An 18,454-nucleotide genomic window follows, 5' to 3' on the forward strand; every position below is an offset into this window, starting at 1 on the left:
ACATTCACCAAAATTATTTTAGATTTAAATACGTCAAAACATCGCCTACATGGTCTGGTTTACTGATAATCTTGTTGTTAGCATCTAAAATAAAATAGCTTGGTGTAGCATGTACATTATAGGTTTCTGCATAGGTACTATTCCAGCCTCGTAATTCCGAATCATTTATCCAAGGGAATGCTGCAATTTTCTTGCTGTAAGAGTCTTTATCAGAGTCTAATGAAAGACCGATCACCTGAATATTTTTAGCTTTTAGTTCATTATATTTTTCTAAAAGTTTTGGAAGCTCAGTCTCACAGTGAGAACATGTTGAAGACCAAAAAACGACCACTTTTTTATCTGCCTTTACATCAGCGATCGATTTTGCCGTTGTGTTTACCACAGACTGAAACTTATAATTTGGAAATACTGCTCCAATTTCTACATTGGCATTTGACTTCAGCGTAGATGCTAATCTGTCTGTAATCGTACATTTAAGATTTTTTGCTAAAGACAAATATTTATTTTTAAATTCGGTCATTTCATAGACATCAAAAATATCAATTAATTCAGATAGCACAATTTGTCCGCGTGGTGTTTCAACTTTCAATCGGGCGAGTAATTTATCTACAGACTGCGTAACGTTTGTATTTCCGCCATCATTTAGGTAAGCCACTAAAATAGGCCTTACCAACGAGGAAGATTCTAGCATATCATTAGATTTATCAAAAAAATCAATAACTTCATCCTGAGTAGCTTTCTTAGTGGTATCAGTGGTTAAAAATTTAGCATAATTAGTATTGTAGTAGGAAATAAAAGGATGTTTGGCAGCATCAATAGTTGAAGATCCTGAAAGCCTTCCCATCTCGGCGATTAAAGCCTTCCCAAAGTCTGTATTGTCTTTATAATAATCTTTGATTTGCGACAATGCAGGAAGTATCAGTTCTTTTTTCTGAGATGACTCCTGAATGGTACTCATCAACTCATTGGCTTCGTCCTGGTAGATTATATTTTTAATTTTATTATTCTGGGTTTCAAGTTTTATGCTGACGTTTTTATTTTCAGAAATAAAACTGATGCTGTTATTGGTATTTGGAAAATAAACTTTCATCATCCCTGAATAGTTTTTCGGGTACTTAAAAATCCAGGAGTTGTTTTTGTTTTGTTCTTTTGTAACTATAATATCTTTTGAGCCACTGAGTGTGTATAAAATTGCTTCCTGCTCTTTAAAATCTGCCGGAGTCTCAACGTTGACTGAAAACTGTGCATGTAATGAGAATGCACATAAAATCCCTGATAATACGAATATTTTTTTCATCCTGTAAAAATAAAAAAACTCCCTGACTAATCAGAGAGTTTAAAATATTTTAATATATAATTATATTTTTTGTGTCTTATATTTTTTAGCAAAAAAGGCAATCAGTAGAATTGCTGCAAGTGCTAAAATATAAACATACATATCAATCGGCGAGGCTGGTCGGCCAGGACCAACACCTCCAACACCACCACCAGGGTTCGGCGGCTGTGCATTTGCAAACAATGCTGCAAAAATAAAAACGAGGGTTAAAATTTTATTCATCTTTTTAAATTGTGCTTTACTTTAATATTTTAGTATTAACGGTTTCTCCTTTATCAGAAACAATTTTCACTATATAAGAATTTTTCAGTGAGTGGTCTAGTTCGATCACAAAATCTGAAGAGGTATTCACTGATTTTTTAGAGATCACAAGTTTACCGCTCATATCAAAAACTTCAATATCTGCCTTCTTCCAGTAAGGATCAAACCTAACGATATAATTGGTAATTTCGGGATTGTAAATTACCATTGTTCTGGAAGGTTTAGCAGTGGTGGTTTCAGTATTTAAAACACTATCCGGCAAACCGTAATAAAGGTCGTATTCCGACCCAGTAACAGGAATTACAGCATCCTGACTGGCTGCCATCACCGTTCCATTCGGAGCTTTGTAATAAAATCCTATACCGGTAGATAGTTGATGTGTTCCTGTATTTACCAATTCTGCATTTTCTCTAATTTCAAACTTGTACGATTTAATAGTATTAAGATCGTAATTTACCAGCTTGATATTTTTTCCTTGGAAAGTGTTTTCATTAGCTTCATTGATGTACAACCAATATAGAGAAGTAAAATTGTTATCATACCCTCCTGTTAGAGCTTCTTCAAAAGTTCCTAATATACTGCTTGAGCTATTGGTAACCTGAGTCAGAGCATTAGATGAATGTCCTGTTGAACCATTAGGGTATACAACATAATATGTTCTTCCAACTTCATCGCCATTTACATCAAGACCAATTACTCCCAGTTGTTTTACAGTACCTGTATCTACATTTTTATTTGCAGTAATACCATAATCTGTAGTAGCTGCTCTAGGTGTATAATTAAATCTTCTTAGATTAGCAAAATTAAGAAGATTATTAGGATTAACCGCTGTATTATTGTTAAGTTTTATAACAAAAGTTCCCAAGGGTCTTACCATCATATCTCGAACATCTCCTGTCGGTACACCCGACGCAAATGTGATAAATTTATATGAGCTAGAACCGGTACCACCCGCTTGAGTTGTTGTTACTCCTGAAACTTCTAATCTTAATCCACGGATCGTGGTTAGGTTTATTCCGTCACCAATTACAGCTGCCTCGGTGATTGCAATTCTAGAAAGATCAAGATTGGTCATAAATGGATTAGCAAACTGGTATATATTTTTACCATATGTTCCCTGCCATACGCCTGAACCAGCATCGAAAGCATCCTGAAGGTAAGTATTATATTTTTCGTTATACTGATTTGTATTATTGCCGTTTGTACCAAAGGTTACAGTAGAGCCAGCATTTTGTAAAGTTACCGTAGTTCCAATATCTGTCAATGGTCGCCCTTTAAGAGTTCTTGTTAAGGAGCTAACATTAAGTCCTAAACCTCCCAGCATATAATAAGCTGTTCCCGGGTTGGTCACTCCTAATTTTGTTGTAACAGGAACATTTTTAGACACTACCGTTGCGTTATCCCAAGTAAGAACTTCATTTTGAGAATATCTCGTATTTGAGAATGTTTTCCCTAATTCTGTACTTAGCGTGGATACTGTTTTGTCATAAAAAGGTAGACCTATCTGCTGATAAGTACCATGATTAATAGCTCTAAACTCCTGATCTACAATACCGGTAATATTTGTCTGAGGAATACCCGAAATAAATAGCTGTCCATAAGTATAAACTGAAGACACTCCCGGAGAATTGTAGGATGCATTTTCATTAAGCTTATTAACAAAATTGCCGCCTCCGGTGGCTTCTGTTTTATCGGCATTTGCCGCATCAATAGTCTTAAATGAATCTGTGGCACTACCTGAAACCATAACATTACCATGATTTTCAAGTACTCCAGTACCTTTCATTTGCATTCCGCCACCATTATAAACGAGGGTACCTTTGCTCACATACATATTAGCAGTATCGCCTACATGTAATAGAATATTCTGAGCATGAACAGAATAGCTAAGTGCTATAAGTCCTATAGTAAATAAATTTTTTTTCATTGTGCATTATATTTAGGGTTAATACAATCTTCACCTGCAAAGATATAACTTTTTTTGAAAAAAAATATAAATTTACTTATTAATCAAAGTATTATCATCCGTTAATATGATTTCTTCGTCTTCACCTATTGAAAACATGTAGTTTTCTAGTACTTTTTCTGTAGTCCCTCGTAATCCTCTAGCTCCTAAACCTTTTTCCATTGTTTCCTCTACAATTTTATCAATAGAGCCTTCTGTAAATATCAACTTTGTTCCGTCCATCTTGAAGAGTTCTATAAACTGATTAGTGATAGAATTCTTTGGCTCTGTCATGATTCTGATCATAGTTTCTTTAGTAAGTTTTTCCAGATAAGTAATGATCGGAAACCTTCCGAGAAGTTCAGGAATTAATCCGAAAGAACGCAGATCGATCGCATTAAGATTTGTCAATATATAATCATCTTCATTTGCTTTGTTGATTTTTTCTGAGCTGAAACCGATCGCCTGCTTATTCAATCTTCTTTCGATAATTTCTTTGATACCATCAAAAGCACCACCTGCTATAAAAAGAATATTCTGCGTATTCACCTGAATATATTTCTGATCCGGATGCTTTCTTCCTCCCTGTGGTGGTACATTCACGATGCTACCTTCAAGAAGCTTCAACAAACCCTGTTGTACTCCTTCTCCGGATACATCCCTTGTAATACTTGGATTATCAGATTTTCTTGCGATTTTATCAATTTCATCAATAAATACAATTCCTTTTTCTGCCTTTTCTACATCGTAATCTGCCACCATCAGAAGTCTTGACAAGATGCTTTCTACATCTTCACCCACATATCCTGCTTCAGTTAAGATTGTTGCATCTACAATACAAAAAGGAACATTCAATTCTTTGGCAATTGTTTTTGCCAATAAAGTTTTACCCGTTCCTGTCTCACCAATCATAATGATATTGGATTTCTCCAATTCAACCTCTCTGTTTTCGTCTTTTGCGTGCAACAGTCTTTTGTAATGATTGTAAACAGCGATAGAAAGCTGCTTTTTTGCCTGATCCTGACCTATTACATACAGGTCAAGAAATTCTTTTATCTGTTTAGGTTTTTTTAATTCGTCTATGCTTTCTGCAGGAGAATAACCTGCCGGAGAAACGCTTTCTTTAACGATAGAATGTGCCTGCTCGATACAGTTTTCGCAAATAAATCCGTTTTGTCCCGAGACCAGCATTTGCACTTCATTTCTTTTCTTGCCACAGAAAGAACATTGGTTTGCATTCATTTTAATTTAAATATAAGTAAAGAAAGTCGTAAAAATTACCTTTTTACGACGTCTTATTTTGTTAAGAATTAATTATTGAATTTTGTATTTCTCTGTATTCTTCCACAGATAATTTCAGGCGCTCATTTTTGAAGTTCATATCCTCCACCTTCTGCAGCGGAATCAGATGAATATGGGCATGTGGAACTTCAAGACCCACAACCGCTACTCCAATTCTGATGCATGGAATTGCACTTTTCACTTTCTTAGCTACTTCCTGAGCAAAGCCCCAAAGGTTTTTATATTCTTCGCTCTCGAGATCAAAAATAAGATCAACTTCTTTCTTGGGAATAACCAAAGTATGCCCCTTCACCAAAGGCATAGCATCCAGAAATGCAATAAAATGATCGTTTTCTGCAATTTTATAGGCCGGAATTTCTCCACTGATGATTTTTGCAAATATTGAGCTCATTATAGAAATTATAGTTAGGTGTTACGAATACAAATTTTATTAAAGAGTAATTTCTAATACTTCAAAAGACAATTTGTTACCGTTTGGTAAAACGATCTCAGCATTTTCACCGATGACCTTTCCTAGCAATCCTTTTGCGATAGGTGTATTGACAGAGATTTTTCCCGTTTTCAAATCACTTTCGTTATCTGGTACCAGTTTAAAAATCTGCTCTTTTTTGGTATCGTTATTCATCAGCCTCACTGTAGTTAAGATCGAAACTTTTGAGGTATCAAGCTGGGTTTCGTCGATTACTTTAGAAGTTGTGACAATATCTTTCAGTTTAGAAATTCTCATTTCCAGCATTCCTTGTGCTTCTTTGGCTGCGTCATATTCTGCATTTTCAGACAAATCTCCTTTATCTCTTGCTTCTGCTATCTGCTGAGTAATCTTAGGTCTCTCTATCTTTTCCAATTGCTCAAGCTCGGCTTTCATTTTTTCTAATCCTTCCTTAGTTACATAGCTCGCCATAATTTTTAAAATTTAGTTTTAGTATAAAAAAATAATCCGACATTTGTCGGACAATGTTTTTGCGCGTTAATCGTTATTGTTTTACAAATATATAAAAATTTATATTGAAATGAAAAAAACTTTCTCAATCATATCATTTTTCATCTTATTGACTTTCAGTTTATTAAACATAAACTCATGTGGCAGCACAGAAGACACGGTAAGTTGTTTTCCGGACTCACCAATTAGTGTTAATTTAAATTTAAATCTGGCAGCATATAATGATTTAAATTATGTAGGACAGCCAATTTACATCGACGAGCAGCAATCGGGAACACGCGGTCTTATCGTGGTAAGAACTGCAGATGTTCCGGCTTCATTTAAAGTGTATGACAGAAATGCTCCTCATCTTTGTCCTGAAAACAATACCACTCTTGAAATTAAAGATAACATCAGCATCATATGTCCGAAAGACAATGCAACATGGATTTTAATCACAGGTCAACCAACAGCAGTTTCTTCTGTTCCACCAAAAACTTACTTTTGGAGCTATGATGCGGCAACGAAAAATCTAAATCTTTATAATTAATGAAAGTTGTTATTCAAAGAGTATCGGAAGCAAGCGTGCAGGTTGAAGGAAAAATAGTCGGGGAAATAGGAAAAGGACTTATGCTTCTTATAGGAATTGACGATAATGACGAAAAAACCGATGCCGACTGGCTCATTCAAAAAATTTTAAATCTCAGAATTTTCGGTGACGAAAATGACAAACTCAATCTTTCGATTACAGATATAGCTGGCGAAATTCTCTGCATTAGCCAGTTTACGCTGATCGCTGATTACAAAAAAGGAAACCGTCCTTCATTTATCAAAGCTGCAAAACCAGACAAAGCAATACCCCTGTTTGAGTATTTTAAAAGTAATATCACAAAATCAGGATTAAAAACCGAAAGTGGAATTTTTGGTGCAGATATGAATGTGGCACTTATAAATGACGGCCCGGTGACTATTGTTATGGATTCGTTGACAAAAAATTAGCACTACACATCTTTTCCTGTAAATTTTTCTGTAATATCGGCAGATTTTTGCTCGTATTCATATATTATATCACATATAAATGAAATAGTTACAAAATGTAACATTTATTTATACATAACTTAAAGCTTTGTAAAGTAAATTATCTGCATTAATAAATATTTATTGTTGCATTATATGCAAATATTTGGCTAAATTTATAGTCCAAATCAAAAGTTATGAAAAAAACATATTCACTATTTATTCTCTTGTTAGGGATGAATATATCAGCGCAAGTTGGAATTAACATAAACAATCCTAAATCTAGCTTACATATTCAAAAGCGAACTGAACTCACCTTTCCGGATGGCATTATTCCTCCTAGGATATCGGGTGACTCTTTACGAATGAAAGCAGCCGCTTACTCTGCTGCCCAAAATGGTGCGATTGTCTATGTAACAAGTCCGGTAACCAATCCTGATCCGCTTACAGAACCTAAAACTCAGGACGTAGGAAGCAGAGGTTTTTTTGTTTATGATGCAAATTATACACATCCCAATACCTCTAAAGGAGTCTGGAATAAGGTTATGGAAATTGAAACTGAGTCCACAAGCGGAACTTATGCACTCAAAGCCTCCGGAAATGTTGCTCTCATCAGTTTATCGTTGAATTTATTAGGTTCTAATGTTAACTATATTCCTTTAACCAATACTTCAACTGCAATTTTTAATGTTGAAATTCCATCTTCACAAATAAGCAGTAACGTTTATAATGTGCCTTCAGACGGCATATACTACATTAATTATAGTTTCAGAACAGGACAGGGTGTTTCAGCAGAGTTGTTAACAGGAGCCCGCCCTGGACTTATTATTACAAAAACAGCCGGTGCTGCAACCACTGCATTAGATTACAGGTATTTTGGCAGCGTGAATCTTCTAGATCTGGGAAGTATTTTAGGTATTGGGTTAGTTGTAGCTAATGTAACATTAACACAAGGGCAAATAAGCCATATTTATAAATTAAAAGCCGGAGATATTTTAAGATTCGGGATCGTACAGGGCGGTTTAAGTTTAGGTGCAATTACAGATAAATCAGCAGAACTATCGATTTACAAAATCAGATAAATTAAAATTATACAATAAAAAAGTGCTTCCAAATTTTTAGAAGCACTTTTTATATTTATTTCAATATCTTATCTTACCGGAACACTGCTGAAATTTAAAGCTATTTTAAGATTCATATCAGAACTTGTCTGATTTTTAAGTTCGTAAACCGTTCTTACGGTAACGCCTGTACTTTTTACAACCTCATCCAAAAATCCTGTGTCGCTGTTCAAATCTAAATTTAAGCTTGATGCGCTAGATCCAATATCAGATCTTGAAGCCACTAATTGTTCGGCCGTTCCGCTCGACGATATATAAACTTTTACCGATTTTAAGGCACTTAAATTACCACCTACAGGCGATACGACAGATATTTTAGCATCTGAAATGCGAACATCTTTTATCTGTGCATTATTATTCCCGCCAAACCACGTCTGCACGTTGGTAGCGGTTGCTGTTGAAGATACCTCTTTATTTGCAGGAACTCCGGTCGAGATCAAAACATTTGCGGTATAAGGAAATGTGTTCTGGATAACCGACTGTACAGTTCCGCAGCTTACCAATGCTGCCGAAGCTATAATTGCTGTTGAAAATATATTTTTCATAAATAGATATTATTTTAAGGTGTATTTTATTGAGCATTTACTGCAGATTATGAAATATGAAATATTTCGCTAAAATTAATTTTATAATTATTGATTTGCAGAAACTATACCAAAACTATTCTATGGTCACCGAAAAGCTACCCGTAGTTTTTCCGTGTGCCATATTATTTTTCCCGATGATCAACCATACTTCTCCCGGTTTCGGTACATCGTAAGTAATCTCTCTCATGAATGGACCATCCATTTTCCCGTCTGGTAATTTAATCTGGTTGAACCTGATATTAAAATCCTTCTGCTTGGTGTCAATTTTTGCCGATATTTTTGATTTATTAAAATTGGCTATTTTTAAAATCAGCTTATCATGCTTTTCTGTAAATTCTTCACCGATGGTAAAAGGAAGACGCTCACCATCAGCCATTCTTATAATTACCCTATCTTTTTCTTCACGCATAACCCCGGTTCGCAGTACCTCTTTTGTAACTGCAGCATTATTGATTAAAGAATCTCTGGTCTGCGTATCGAGAGATTCCAGATCAGACTGTGGAGATGGCTGGTCAGTCACGACTATAGAATCTTTCATCGTTGTTTCTGTAACAGGCACTTCTTTTTTGCAGGAAAGGATGATTAATGGAATAAATAATAAAACTGACTTTTTCATAATAATATATTTAGAACCCAAAAGGATCTTGTAAACTTTACTCATTTACTGTTTCGTAGTAAAAGATTTTCGAAAGAAACGTATCTGACCTTTCGGATTTTACCTTTTCTAAAACATCTTTTTTCAGCTGTGTGTTTTGTTTTTCTTCGGCATATTTCAGTAAATACTTTTCACCGAAGTTGACGGATTTTAAATGATAGTTCGCATCAAAATTATTCCGCCCGATATTCTGAGAAGTAATAATTCCGCCCCAATTGATATAACTGCAAGCCAAAACTGTTCCATAAAAATACCACACCATGGTATTAAATAGAAATATATTTCTTTTTTTCATCTGGATCTTGATAAAAGTCATTACCAAACCAATCAGCGATAAAATAAGGAATGCACAAACACCCAAACGTTTGTAAGTATACCCGTAATTGATGATGTATTCAATATTTTTCAGCATTGCAGAAACCACCAGAACAGCATTAAGCACAATCCAAACTTTAACTAAAACTTTCATTAGTCCTGCTTTCGGATCAAAATTGAAATTAGATTTAAAATAAAACATAATTACTAAAATCGCCATGACGATTGACATAATCACTGCACCTACTCTTTCATGAGTTTCTTCAGATAACTGATTCGGGGATTTAACCTGTTCATAAAACTGCTCATAATTGAATGTGATAATAAAGAATATCAGTAATATATTTAATGAAAAGAAGGAAATCACACCGCTCATCCTTTCAGAATTTAGATCCAGAAATGAATAGGTCGGTTTCTGAATGGTATCTTTTTCTGAAAAATCATTGCCAAGAATATCATTTTGTTTGTAGATCAATTTTTCCACAGTATAGTTCCAATAATTGAATGCGATAAAAAATCCCAAAACAGAGATACATAACAGCTGCCAAATATTAATATCAATTTCATAATCTGTAAAAATACCGGCAAAGTGATCACTTCCTGCAGAATAAATACCAAAGAAAATTGAAATTAAAACTACTGGAATTACGATAAAAGCTAAAGTTTTCTGCAAAAGACTTGAAGTATTTGTTTTGGGAAGCCAGGAATCAAAATTGAAAAAACGGCAGATAAATGTGAAACAATTGACGACAAAAACAGGAATCAATAGAAGAATCTTCATTCTTCTGTTTTTTGATCGGTAGGACAAAAGTAAAACTGAACTTACAACCGCTAAAAGTGATGGAAAATCTCCGTACCAGGCAAAAGCAATACTCGAAATTACACTTGTGCCCAATAGAATAAGGAAAGTTTTTGTTCTGTTTCTTTCTGGAGTTTTAAATAAAGTGAGAACTGAATAAGCAATCCCCAAAATTCCGAGATTGAGACCCACATTTTCGTTGTAAAATACAATAATGAATAAAGCGGTTGTAAGAAATATATAGTGATGTGTTTTCATAATTTTAAGGTTGAGGTTAAAGCTGAGATTGAGGTTAATAAAAAACCTGAATTTCTTTGTTTCTGAAAAAGTCTTTGACATGTTCGTAATTTTGCCAAAGAAGCTCTTCAAAATCAACATGATAAAATGTTCTCATATCTCTTCCTTTTTTGTAGGCACTGATGTACATTTTGTAATATTCCGGAAGAATGGCAATCCCCAAACCTATTGCTGCCAAAAGATGAGCATTGGCTTTTCCGTTTCCGAGAAGCAGGAATTGCATGGCAATCTCGTCTTCGAAGTTAGTTCCAAAATCAGTGAGGAGATGATGCACATCATGGTTTTCCATTTTGGGGATCATGGTAAAGCCGTGGCGTTTGTAGAATTCGCCCAGTTTTCTACCCAGAGAATCTTCCTGAAACTCCAGCAGCTGTCTTTCGTTAAACTGCCACTGCCTTTTTTTCTTTTTAAAATACTTCCTATACAATTTTTGAGTTTTGTCATAAACGAAAAGCAGGAATTTAATGCGTATTTTTTTCATAATTTAAAGATTTAGGAGTGACATTCCGATGAAATAATATAGAATTGCAAATGGAATATTGATACAGATAATTGCTGATGCTTTCATACAAATTTTAAGTTGAGCATTATTAGCTAAACCATAAGCGATCAAGCCTATAACTAACATCAGATTAATGACTGTACCAATCAGTAAAAGAAAGTATCCAGTTAATGCAAATACATCATTTTTAGAAATAATGTATCCAAAAAGACAAATATTTCCGAGTATAAATGAAACCCAAAAGAAAATTTTCGCTAATGAGATGATTTTTTTGTTGTCCATATTTTAAGCTTGAGTTAATGTAAAAACAGTGATTTCGGGTCGAACCATAAACCGTACCTGAAAAGAGTGCCCGATTGCACGGTTGATATAGAGCATTCTTCCATCACTCAGATCAATTTCACCGGAAACATATTTTCTATTATTTACTGGAAGAATCGGTGTAATAACTCCGGGAATTCTGCATTGACCGCCGTGCGTATGACCACTCAAAATCCAGCCTTGATAGCCGTTCCACACATTTTTGTCGCAAACATCGGGATTGTGACATAGTACCAGATTAGCTTTTAAAGCATCATAATCTTTCATTACTTTCATAGGACCAAAATTGGGAGACCAGAGATCATCGAAGCCGATAATATTCAAACCGTGACATTCGATTTGTTCGTTATTAAGCATCCTCACTCCTGAGTTTTGAAGAATTCTGCAAATTTCTTCTGACGAACCTAAATCTTTCCAGGCTTTACCATAATCATGATTTCCAAGAATCCCGAACGTTCCCAACTTGCCATAAACTGCTTCTGCCATTACTTTTTTCAGATCTGAATGATCTTCTGGCGTCCCATGATTTACAAAATCTCCGGTGTAGACTACAAAATCAGGATTAAATTGTTGTGCCTTTTGAAAAGATTCAATTAAAAAATTCCAGTCAAAACGATTTCCAACGTGCAGATCTGAAATCTGCATCAGGATTTTACCTTCCAATTCTTTCGGTAGATTTTTAACCGGAAGTTTTCTTTGCACAAATTCTACCCAGAACGGCTCGATCTGCCAAGAATAAAATAAAGGAAATGCACCAACTACAGAAAGCTGAAAGAGCCGTTTGAGGAAATGTTTTCTTGTCATGATACTTTATGAATCAATTAACTTCCTGCGATAGGAGTTCCGAACAAGCCAACTGCCATTTCTACCCAAGTAAGAACCAAAAGAACTGCTATAATTGCGCATATAAGTATTTTGTAGGTCTTATTTTTAACAACTCTCTGCACCATATCGATAATAAAAGCAGTCCCGAACAACAGTACAGCAGCAATGATAAAGTCACTTGCCGTCCAGTCAAATTCACTTGAAAAAATGTTTCCCAGGATAGGAATGCATAGCAATGCTGCGGGAATTGCGTAAATAAACGCTGTTTTTTGTTTTTGTGTAATCACTTTTTTAATTTTAGTTATTATAAAGTACTTTGCATTTCAAAGTCAATTTTCAAAAAAAATATAAGTTATCTTCCTATTAATTTTTCCAAAGCATCCAGATGTTCTGTAAATGCCGTCCTTCCTGTTTGTGTAACTCTATATGAAGTCTTTGGTTTTTTACCCACAAATTCTTTTTTAACTTCTATATACCCTGCTTTTTCTAAAGCATTGCTATGACTGGCCATATTTCCATCAGTAATTTCTAGTAAACCTTTCATTTCGGAAAAATCAACCCAGTCGTTGACCATAAGAACAGACATAATGCCCAATCTTACACGGCTTTCGAATTCTTTGTTGAGTTGACTGATGTTAATCATTATAATTTAATTACTTTTCTTTAAGTTAAAGTTTATCAGAAAGATCCTTTTAAAAACATATAAAAGTATAATCGACGCAAGTAGTGATATAATGCCAACCATTATAAACCATGAGCCTGAAATATCATCTCTTTTTTCAGAATAAAATTTATAAGCATTTTCTAATTTTATTTTATCGTAAGCCTTACTTAATGCTTCTTTGTTATCGAATTCCTTTAATTCTTCTGTATCAGTATTAAACGAGAAAAAACTGTCCGAATCTTTTTTTCCTAAAATAATATTGTTTCTTTCCTCGATGTCAGTTATATCAGACACTAAAATTTCTCCATTATCGTGCTTAGCAATAAATGCAGTTTCCGGCAAATTAATAAATAATAATTCATATTTATTTTCTAAAGGAACAAACCAAGCGTCGCCCACTCCCATATCCACATTTTTTATTTCGGAAACAAAAACTGACCCTAAAAAAGCAAAAATATATAAGCTGTAGAAACCAATAAATGGTGCACTAAAACCAATAAAAAGTTTCCGCTTTTTCTTTTCACCCTTATCTAAAAAATAAATTAAAAGCAAAGCTACTATCCCAATGATAAAACTGAGAATAAATATTGCTATAAAGTGAAAAAAAATTACAAATAACAATCCCATTACTTATACTTCTTATGCATAATCAATCCATACACAATATGCAAAACACCAAAACCTATCGTCCAGGCAATCAAACCCCATCCGAGAAACAGAAAAGAGATCAGCCCTAAAATAATCTGGCAATAACCTAAATATTTTATATCTGTCAATGTATACCGTTCTGCGCTTACCAAAGCCAAACCGTAGAATATTAATGTCGCAGGAGCAATTCCTACAAAAAGATGATGGTACAGTAAGATAAGACAAAAAAATCCGCCTGTCACCAATGGAACTGCAAAGGTTATCAACAGTCTTCTTGTTGTCGCATCCCAAATTTTCAGTCCTTTCTTTTTGCTTTTACTGGCTGTGAAAAAATATCCGCTTAAAAGTGCTGCCACCAAAATCAGCGCTCCGGTAATGACAAGCTCTATTACCAGGTCTTTCCCGAAAATGTTTCTGTCACCATCGAAATAATCAATGCCTTCTCTTTGAAAAGCATAATACACATATGAGGCTCCGATGATAGCGGCAAGTCCGGCAACAACTCCTGACAAACCGCTGAGTGAAATAAAACGGGAAGACCGCTCCATCATGTTGCGAATGTGTGATAAGTCTTCGTGATAGTTTTTCGATTCCATATTAAAAGAACTTTGAATTGCAAAGTTATATTTTATTTTCAGATAGCAAAACTTTTATTCAAATAATTTGTTCAAATTCTTAACTTTAAAAAAATATATTGAATGGATAAGGAAACTTTACGATCAGAAATCTTCAGACACTTAGATGGCGTTGTAACCGCAACAGTGGTAGCTTCATTAATGAAAAAAGAGATCATTGCCTATATTATTGAACGCACGCAAATTACTCTGGAACAACTTTCAGAACAGTTCAATGCCAATGATGGTTATTTAAATGTTGCAATAAGAACGCTGGCTTCCCAAGGATTTTTAGAATATGACTTAGATCGTGATAAAGATGAAATTATCATTTCAGCAAATACAAACACTCCAATACTTCAAAAGTACAGTCTTCTTTATCTTAAAGTGATTCCTTTTCTTACGCATTCTACAGATATTAAAAACCAAATTACCGAAATTTCATTTGTAGAAGAATTTTCACGGTTGAGCGATTCTGTAAAAAATCATTTCGGAATTGATTTATCTGAAAACGCTGAAGAAAAAATGATTCAGGAGCAGATATTAAAGCATATTGAAGGCTGCATTATCGGGCCGGTCATCGTTTATTTGGGAATGACCGGGATGTTCCACAAATATTTTATGGAAACTTCTTTTCAGGCGGCCGAATTTCACAAAAATTCAGAAAATTTTGAAGTTATTTTAGATTTCCTTACTTATTTAGGATGGTTTAAAAAGACCGGTGACAATTATAAATTTACAGAAACCGGAATTTATTTTGCCAAAAGAGCAGCATCATACGGAGTCACAGTTTCTTATCTCCCTCTACTGAATAAAATGGACGAGCTTTTATTTGGAGATGCTTCAAAAATACGAGAAATCTCTGAAGGGGAAGACGAAATTCATGTTGACCGTGCTATGAACGTATGGGGAAGTGGCGGTTCGCATTCTAATTATTTTAAAGTGGCCAATGATTTTATTATCCAGATTTTTAATCAGCCGATTCACTTACAGCCAAAAGGTGTGCTCGATATGGGCTGCGGAAACGGCGCTTTTATTCAGCACATTTTTGAGACGATTGAAAGATATACACTTCGCGGAAAAATGCTGGAAGAATATCCGCTTTTTTTGGTAGGTGCAGATTATAATCAGGCTGCATTGAAAGTGACTCGGGCAAACCTCATCAATAATGATATCTGGGCAAAAGTCATTTGGGGAGACATTGGCAATCCCAAACAACTGGCAGATGATTTAAAAGAAAATTATGAAATAGACTTATCAGATTTACTCAATATCAGAACCTTTCTCGATCACAACAGAGTCTGGAAAGCACCCGACAATCCTCAACCCGACAAGATAAGCACCTCAACCGGAGCATTTGCATACCGCGGGAAAAGACTTCCGAACAATCTTGTGGAAGAAAGCCTGAAAGAACATCTTGAATTATGGCTTCCGTATATCAGGAAAAACGGGCTCCTGATTATTGAGCTTCATGCTCTGGATTCAGAATTAACTTCTAAAAACTTAGGAAAAACACCTGCAACAGCTTATGAGGCGACTCATGGTTTTTCAGATCAATATATCCTGGAAGTAGATGTCTTTAAAAAAATCTGTTTAGAAACAGGATTACAGATCGATAAAGAATTGTTCCGAAAATTCCCTGATTCTGAGCTGGCAACGGTATCCATTAATTTGCTGAAAAGTTATTGAGAAGCTTGTAAATTTTGCTTTAAAACAATTTGTCAACTTTATTGAGTTTTAAAACATATAAAAAACCATTCTGAATGTCAGAATGGTTTTGTGATTTGGTGTGGTCATTAGTTCGGAAGTTTAGTCCCTGAAATTTCAAATGGGAAACTTACTCTTTGTCCGCCGTCATCCAGATTCACCCATGTAGAGCTTGCAACTACAAATTGCTGCGCATTGTTGATTTTGCTGGCATCATGAGGAAATTGGGGATAAAAATGAGTTCCGGCAGAAGTCTTCGAACCCCATTTTATCCAATAAGTACCTGCAGCAAGATTAAGATCAGGAGCATTGATTTTCATTTTATAAATTTTTCTGGTCGTATTATCGGTTTGTCCCTGTAGTATTCGGTACCATTTGGTTTCTTCAGCAGACGCATAACGATTGGTGGTAATATCTCCATATATTTTCACTGCTCCGGCAACAGAAGGATCTGATGAATAGATTTCAAAATAGAATTCACTGACAGGAAAAGCTGCTCCGGAGAAGCCCGTTTGGTAAGCGTAAAAATAGAAATTCTGAATATTCCATTTTTCTCCTGCAGGGACCTGAAAATCGTCTGCAAGCATACGGTCAGTAATCGTTCCGTTAAGTCCCCACGTACTCTGAGGCGCTTTTACCTCACTCCATGTATATCCTGCCGGAACAGGAGTTCCTGCGGTTGAAGAATTACCCGTACTCATTCCGGTAACAGCACTGTAAGTAAATGCTTCCGGCTGCGGAATTACTTCATCATCGTCATTTTTACAGCTTAATACTAAAGTGGCCACTGAAAACAGGCATAAAAAAAATCTTGATTTCATAATAAAAAGTTTTATAAATTATTTGATACAAAACTACTTTACCTGAACGCCTATTTTTAAAGGAAAAACACCCTTTTTAGGGGGTGCCTTTCCTTTTTATGTTAATGTAAATAAGTCTTAAAATATTACTTATTCAATTTTATGATATTTATTTTGCTCTCAGCCTTTCTTTAATGGCTCCAATACTTTTTTTCGCAGATTCTTCCAGAATAAGACTTGCGCTCATATGAATTCTGGCAGGCATCAGTTCATCAAAATGTTCTGTACCTTCCCACGAGACTTTTTTAATTAAAGCTAAAGCGTCTTCACTTCTTGATGCAAGAGTATTCAAAAACTTCTCAAGTTTAGAATCCATTTCAGCAACGGTTTCTGAAACTGAATGATAGATATTATGCTGCTCTGCCCATTCTGCCGATCTGAAGTCTGCATCAATTGCCATCGCAGAAAACTGAGATTTTCCTATCTTTCTTTCTACGTAAGGGCCGATCACAAAAGGACCGATTCCTAAATTGATTTCCGTTAAAGCAAGTGAAGAATCTTTGGTTGCAAAACAGTAATCTGCACCGCAAGCTAAACCTACTCCACCGCCAGTTGTTTTCCCCTGAACTCTCACAATAACGATTTTTCCACAATTTCTCATCGCATTCAGCACTTTTGCAAAACCTCCGAAGAATTTAGTAGAAGCTTCAAGCTCATCAATTGCCAATAATTCGTCAAAACTTGCACCTGCACAGAAAGCTTTTTCGCCTTCGCTTTTTAGCAGAATAGCCTTTACATCATATTTTAATCCTTCCTGTAAAATGGTTTGAGCTAGTTTTTCAAGAATTGCTCCAGGAAGGGCATTGCTTTTTTGGGTTCCGAATGTGATCTCGGCAATATTGTTTTTAATTTCTGATGTTACAAAATCGTTCATCTTTATAAATATAATTAGATTTATTGATTACAAAAATAGTTTAATCCTGATAAAAACTTGTGAACAAATACAGGTTTCTTAAGATGCAATCTTAATTAGCATTTTAAATACTTTTATTCTTCAATGCTAAAATATACTTATCAATATACAAATCCTTTTCTCTCGACTTATACTGCTGAATATATCTCGGATGTTCCAAAACCGTCATTGTATCAAATAGTTGGGCTTCCTGATTGAGTTGAGCAATAAAATCTGCATTTTTTTTTCCGAGAATAAAAACTTCTGACGTATTAAGGTTTAAACTAATGTGCTTTCTTAAAGAATCAATCATAAAATCTTTAACATCATCAAAAAGCCTTTTGTCATCATAATAATTGGCATTCAGCCAACCGGTTTTTGATTTTCTCACAATTGCCAAAGGAAAGGGAGAATTGATATAAAAATTTTTATAAAAATCATCGGCACCTCCATATTCTACAATCATATCATACATAAAAACAGAAGAAATCTCATGCGTATGCGACGATTCCATTTTGATTCCGCACACACTTTCCAGACGTTTGGTATCAGTAAACGGTACACCGGTCACTCCCGCTCCTTTGCGACTAGGATTGATTCCTATGATAAATTTCCGTTCATCAGAATCATTATAATATTTGTGATAAAACTTCTGCATAACCTCTAATGTTTCAGGATTATCCAAATAAGGATTCAATACCATAAAATCTTCGGGTAGTTCTCCCGAATAGTGCAGATTTATATTGAAATCGATTACTTTGTTTGCAAAAGTTTTATTCATAACTATTCGTCTTTGTCCTGGCACGATTTAGTTCTTAAATACCAAAAACTGAATTTACTATTCAGTTTTTGGTATTAATCATTTAA

General features: G+C 34.9%; 23 protein-coding genes. 4 read left to right on the forward strand and 19 right to left on the reverse strand.

Going from position 1 to position 18,454, the window contains the following annotated elements; genetic code table 11:
* Positions 1–13 precede the first annotated feature (13 nt).
* The 6 genes from K0U91_RS03865 to greA form a co-directional block, all read right to left on the reverse strand.
* On the reverse strand, positions 14–1,297 hold the full coding sequence (locus tag K0U91_RS03865; protein WP_220180613.1) for a peroxiredoxin family protein: 1,284 nt from the start codon (positions 1,295–1,297) through the stop codon (positions 14–16).
* Positions 1,298–1,357: 60 nt separating this feature from the next.
* Positions 1,358–1,558: a signal peptidase gene (locus K0U91_RS03870; protein WP_258561923.1), complete on the reverse strand. Its 201-nt coding sequence runs from the start codon at positions 1,556–1,558 to the stop codon at positions 1,358–1,360.
* Positions 1,559–1,574: 16 nt separating this feature from the next.
* Complete coding sequence (locus tag K0U91_RS03875) at positions 1,575–3,524, reverse strand: T9SS type A sorting domain-containing protein (RefSeq protein WP_220180614.1); 1,950 nt, start codon at positions 3,522–3,524, stop codon at positions 1,575–1,577.
* Between the two features lie 72 nt (positions 3,525–3,596).
* Positions 3,597–4,784, reverse strand: a complete 1,188-nt coding sequence (clpX, locus tag K0U91_RS03880) for an ATP-dependent Clp protease ATP-binding subunit ClpX (RefSeq protein ID WP_219971678.1) — start codon at positions 4,782–4,784, stop codon at positions 3,597–3,599.
* Positions 4,785–4,845: 61 nt separating this feature from the next.
* Complete coding sequence (locus K0U91_RS03885; RefSeq protein WP_220180615.1) at positions 4,846–5,235, reverse strand: HIT family protein; 390 nt, start codon at positions 5,233–5,235, stop codon at positions 4,846–4,848.
* 39 nt (positions 5,236–5,274) lie between these two features.
* Positions 5,275–5,745, reverse strand: a complete 471-nt coding sequence (gene greA / locus K0U91_RS03890) for a transcription elongation factor GreA (RefSeq protein ID WP_219971676.1) — start codon at positions 5,743–5,745, stop codon at positions 5,275–5,277.
* A gap of 109 nt (positions 5,746–5,854) precedes the next feature.
* Between greA and K0U91_RS03895 the strand changes: the two genes are divergently transcribed.
* From K0U91_RS03895 to K0U91_RS03905, 3 genes are all read left to right on the forward strand, one after another.
* Positions 5,855–6,313: a hypothetical protein gene (locus K0U91_RS03895; protein WP_220180616.1), complete on the forward strand. Its 459-nt coding sequence runs from the start codon at positions 5,855–5,857 to the stop codon at positions 6,311–6,313.
* Entirely contained in the window at positions 6,313–6,762 is a 450-nt protein-coding gene (gene dtd, locus K0U91_RS03900) for a D-aminoacyl-tRNA deacylase (protein WP_220180617.1), read from the forward strand. The genes K0U91_RS03895 and dtd overlap by 1 nt, the downstream gene beginning before the upstream one ends.
* 215 nt (positions 6,763–6,977) lie before the next feature.
* Positions 6,978–7,862 carry a hypothetical protein gene (locus K0U91_RS03905; protein ID WP_220180618.1) on the forward strand — a complete coding sequence of 295 codons (885 nt, stop codon included), beginning with the start codon at positions 6,978–6,980 and terminating at the stop codon, positions 7,860–7,862.
* Positions 7,863–7,930: 68 nt separating this feature from the next.
* On the opposite strand, the gene K0U91_RS03910 is transcribed toward K0U91_RS03905, so the two are convergent.
* The 10 genes from K0U91_RS03910 to K0U91_RS03955 form a co-directional block, all read right to left on the reverse strand.
* Complete coding sequence (locus K0U91_RS03910; protein ID WP_220180619.1) at positions 7,931–8,446, reverse strand: hypothetical protein; 516 nt, start codon at positions 8,444–8,446, stop codon at positions 7,931–7,933.
* A 115-nt stretch (positions 8,447–8,561) separates the two neighbouring features.
* Positions 8,562–9,104 (reverse strand): hypothetical protein, encoded by a 543-nt coding sequence (locus K0U91_RS03915; protein WP_220180620.1) that lies wholly within the window; start codon positions 9,102–9,104, stop codon positions 8,562–8,564.
* A gap of 37 nt (positions 9,105–9,141) precedes the next feature.
* The gene (locus K0U91_RS03920; protein ID WP_220180621.1) at positions 9,142–10,515 is read right to left on the reverse strand and encodes a DUF4153 domain-containing protein; all 1,374 of its coding nucleotides are present in this window, start codon (positions 10,513–10,515) and stop codon (positions 9,142–9,144) included.
* Between the two features lie 34 nt (positions 10,516–10,549).
* A complete protein-coding gene (locus K0U91_RS03925) occupies positions 10,550–11,035 on the reverse strand; it encodes a Coq4 family protein (protein ID WP_220180622.1) in 486 nt (161 codons plus the stop codon).
* 3 nt (positions 11,036–11,038) lie between these two features.
* Positions 11,039–11,338, reverse strand: coding sequence for a hypothetical protein (locus K0U91_RS03930; RefSeq protein ID WP_220180623.1), 300 nt, complete (start codon positions 11,336–11,338; stop codon positions 11,039–11,041).
* 3 nt (positions 11,339–11,341) lie between these two features.
* Positions 11,342–12,181 carry a metallophosphoesterase gene (locus tag K0U91_RS03935; RefSeq protein ID WP_220180624.1) on the reverse strand — a complete coding sequence of 280 codons (840 nt, stop codon included), beginning with the start codon at positions 12,179–12,181 and terminating at the stop codon, positions 11,342–11,344.
* Positions 12,182–12,198: 17 nt separating this feature from the next.
* Positions 12,199–12,489, reverse strand: coding sequence for a hypothetical protein (locus K0U91_RS03940; RefSeq protein ID WP_219971663.1), 291 nt, complete (start codon positions 12,487–12,489; stop codon positions 12,199–12,201).
* Between the two features lie 65 nt (positions 12,490–12,554).
* Positions 12,555–12,845, reverse strand: coding sequence for a winged helix-turn-helix domain-containing protein (locus K0U91_RS03945; RefSeq protein ID WP_219971661.1), 291 nt, complete (start codon positions 12,843–12,845; stop codon positions 12,555–12,557).
* A 6-nt stretch (positions 12,846–12,851) separates the two neighbouring features.
* On the reverse strand, positions 12,852–13,493 hold the full coding sequence (locus tag K0U91_RS03950) for a hypothetical protein (RefSeq protein ID WP_220180625.1): 642 nt from the start codon (positions 13,491–13,493) through the stop codon (positions 12,852–12,854).
* Positions 13,493–14,110, reverse strand: a complete 618-nt coding sequence (locus K0U91_RS03955) for a hypothetical protein (protein WP_219971658.1) — start codon at positions 14,108–14,110, stop codon at positions 13,493–13,495. Before K0U91_RS03955 ends, K0U91_RS03950 begins: the two co-directional genes overlap by 1 nt.
* A 102-nt stretch (positions 14,111–14,212) precedes the next feature.
* Here K0U91_RS03955 and K0U91_RS03960 point away from each other — a divergent pair, with 102 nt between their 5' ends.
* Positions 14,213–15,817 (forward strand): class I SAM-dependent methyltransferase, encoded by a 1,605-nt coding sequence (locus tag K0U91_RS03960; protein ID WP_220180626.1) that lies wholly within the window; start codon positions 14,213–14,215, stop codon positions 15,815–15,817.
* Positions 15,818–15,924: 107 nt separating this feature from the next.
* Here the strand turns inward: K0U91_RS03960 and K0U91_RS03965 are convergent, their stop codons facing one another.
* From K0U91_RS03965 to K0U91_RS03975, 3 genes are all read right to left on the reverse strand, one after another.
* Entirely contained in the window at positions 15,925–16,656 is a 732-nt protein-coding gene (locus K0U91_RS03965) for a hypothetical protein (protein ID WP_220180627.1), read from the reverse strand.
* A gap of 148 nt (positions 16,657–16,804) precedes the next feature.
* Positions 16,805–17,569, reverse strand: coding sequence for an enoyl-CoA hydratase/isomerase family protein (locus K0U91_RS03970; protein WP_219971653.1), 765 nt, complete (start codon positions 17,567–17,569; stop codon positions 16,805–16,807).
* A 103-nt stretch (positions 17,570–17,672) separates the two neighbouring features.
* The gene (locus K0U91_RS03975) at positions 17,673–18,368 is read right to left on the reverse strand and encodes an SMUG2 DNA glycosylase family protein (protein WP_220180628.1); all 696 of its coding nucleotides are present in this window, start codon (positions 18,366–18,368) and stop codon (positions 17,673–17,675) included.
* Positions 18,369–18,454 lie beyond the last annotated feature (86 nt).

The sequence above is a fragment of the Chryseobacterium sp. LJ668 genome (genome assembly GCF_019613955.1).
Lineage (GTDB): Bacteria > Bacteroidota > Bacteroidia > Flavobacteriales > Weeksellaceae > Chryseobacterium.

Excerpts from the sequence above, each read along its gene's own strand:
- K0U91_RS03865 (WP_220180613.1), bottom strand. The coding sequence starts at position 1,297 with ATGAAAAAAATATTCGTATTATCAGGGATTTTATGTGCATTCTCATTA.
- K0U91_RS03870 (WP_258561923.1), bottom strand. The coding sequence starts at position 1,558 with ATGAATAAAATTTTAACCCTCGTTTTTATTTTTGCAGCATTGTTTGCA.
- K0U91_RS03875 (WP_220180614.1), bottom strand. The coding sequence starts at position 3,524 with ATGAAAAAAAATTTATTTACTATAGGACTTATAGCACTTAGCTATTCT.
- clpX (WP_219971678.1), bottom strand. The coding sequence starts at position 4,784 with ATGAATGCAAACCAATGTTCTTTCTGTGGCAAGAAAAGAAATGAAGTG.
- K0U91_RS03885 (WP_220180615.1), bottom strand. The coding sequence starts at position 5,235 with ATGAGCTCAATATTTGCAAAAATCATCAGTGGAGAAATTCCGGCCTAT.
- greA (WP_219971676.1), bottom strand. The coding sequence starts at position 5,745 with ATGGCGAGCTATGTAACTAAGGAAGGATTAGAAAAAATGAAAGCCGAG.
- K0U91_RS03895 (WP_220180616.1), top strand. The coding sequence starts at position 5,855 with ATGAAAAAAACTTTCTCAATCATATCATTTTTCATCTTATTGACTTTC.
- dtd (WP_220180617.1), top strand. The coding sequence starts at position 6,313 with ATGAAAGTTGTTATTCAAAGAGTATCGGAAGCAAGCGTGCAGGTTGAA.
- K0U91_RS03905 (WP_220180618.1), top strand. The coding sequence starts at position 6,978 with ATGAAAAAAACATATTCACTATTTATTCTCTTGTTAGGGATGAATATA.
- K0U91_RS03910 (WP_220180619.1), bottom strand. The coding sequence starts at position 8,446 with ATGAAAAATATATTTTCAACAGCAATTATAGCTTCGGCAGCATTGGTA.
- K0U91_RS03915 (WP_220180620.1), bottom strand. The coding sequence starts at position 9,104 with ATGAAAAAGTCAGTTTTATTATTTATTCCATTAATCATCCTTTCCTGC.
- K0U91_RS03920 (WP_220180621.1), bottom strand. The coding sequence starts at position 10,515 with ATGAAAACACATCACTATATATTTCTTACAACCGCTTTATTCATTATT.
- K0U91_RS03925 (WP_220180622.1), bottom strand. The coding sequence starts at position 11,035 with ATGAAAAAAATACGCATTAAATTCCTGCTTTTCGTTTATGACAAAACT.
- K0U91_RS03930 (WP_220180623.1), bottom strand. The coding sequence starts at position 11,338 with ATGGACAACAAAAAAATCATCTCATTAGCGAAAATTTTCTTTTGGGTT.
- K0U91_RS03935 (WP_220180624.1), bottom strand. The coding sequence starts at position 12,181 with ATGACAAGAAAACATTTCCTCAAACGGCTCTTTCAGCTTTCTGTAGTT.
- K0U91_RS03945 (WP_219971661.1), bottom strand. The coding sequence starts at position 12,845 with ATGATTAACATCAGTCAACTCAACAAAGAATTCGAAAGCCGTGTAAGA.
- K0U91_RS03950 (WP_220180625.1), bottom strand. The coding sequence starts at position 13,493 with ATGGGATTGTTATTTGTAATTTTTTTTCACTTTATAGCAATATTTATT.
- K0U91_RS03955 (WP_219971658.1), bottom strand. The coding sequence starts at position 14,110 with ATGGAATCGAAAAACTATCACGAAGACTTATCACACATTCGCAACATG.
- K0U91_RS03960 (WP_220180626.1), top strand. The coding sequence starts at position 14,213 with ATGGATAAGGAAACTTTACGATCAGAAATCTTCAGACACTTAGATGGC.
- K0U91_RS03965 (WP_220180627.1), bottom strand. The coding sequence starts at position 16,656 with ATGAAATCAAGATTTTTTTTATGCCTGTTTTCAGTGGCCACTTTAGTA.
- K0U91_RS03970 (WP_219971653.1), bottom strand. The coding sequence starts at position 17,569 with ATGAACGATTTTGTAACATCAGAAATTAAAAACAATATTGCCGAGATC.
- K0U91_RS03975 (WP_220180628.1), bottom strand. The coding sequence starts at position 18,368 with ATGAATAAAACTTTTGCAAACAAAGTAATCGATTTCAATATAAATCTG.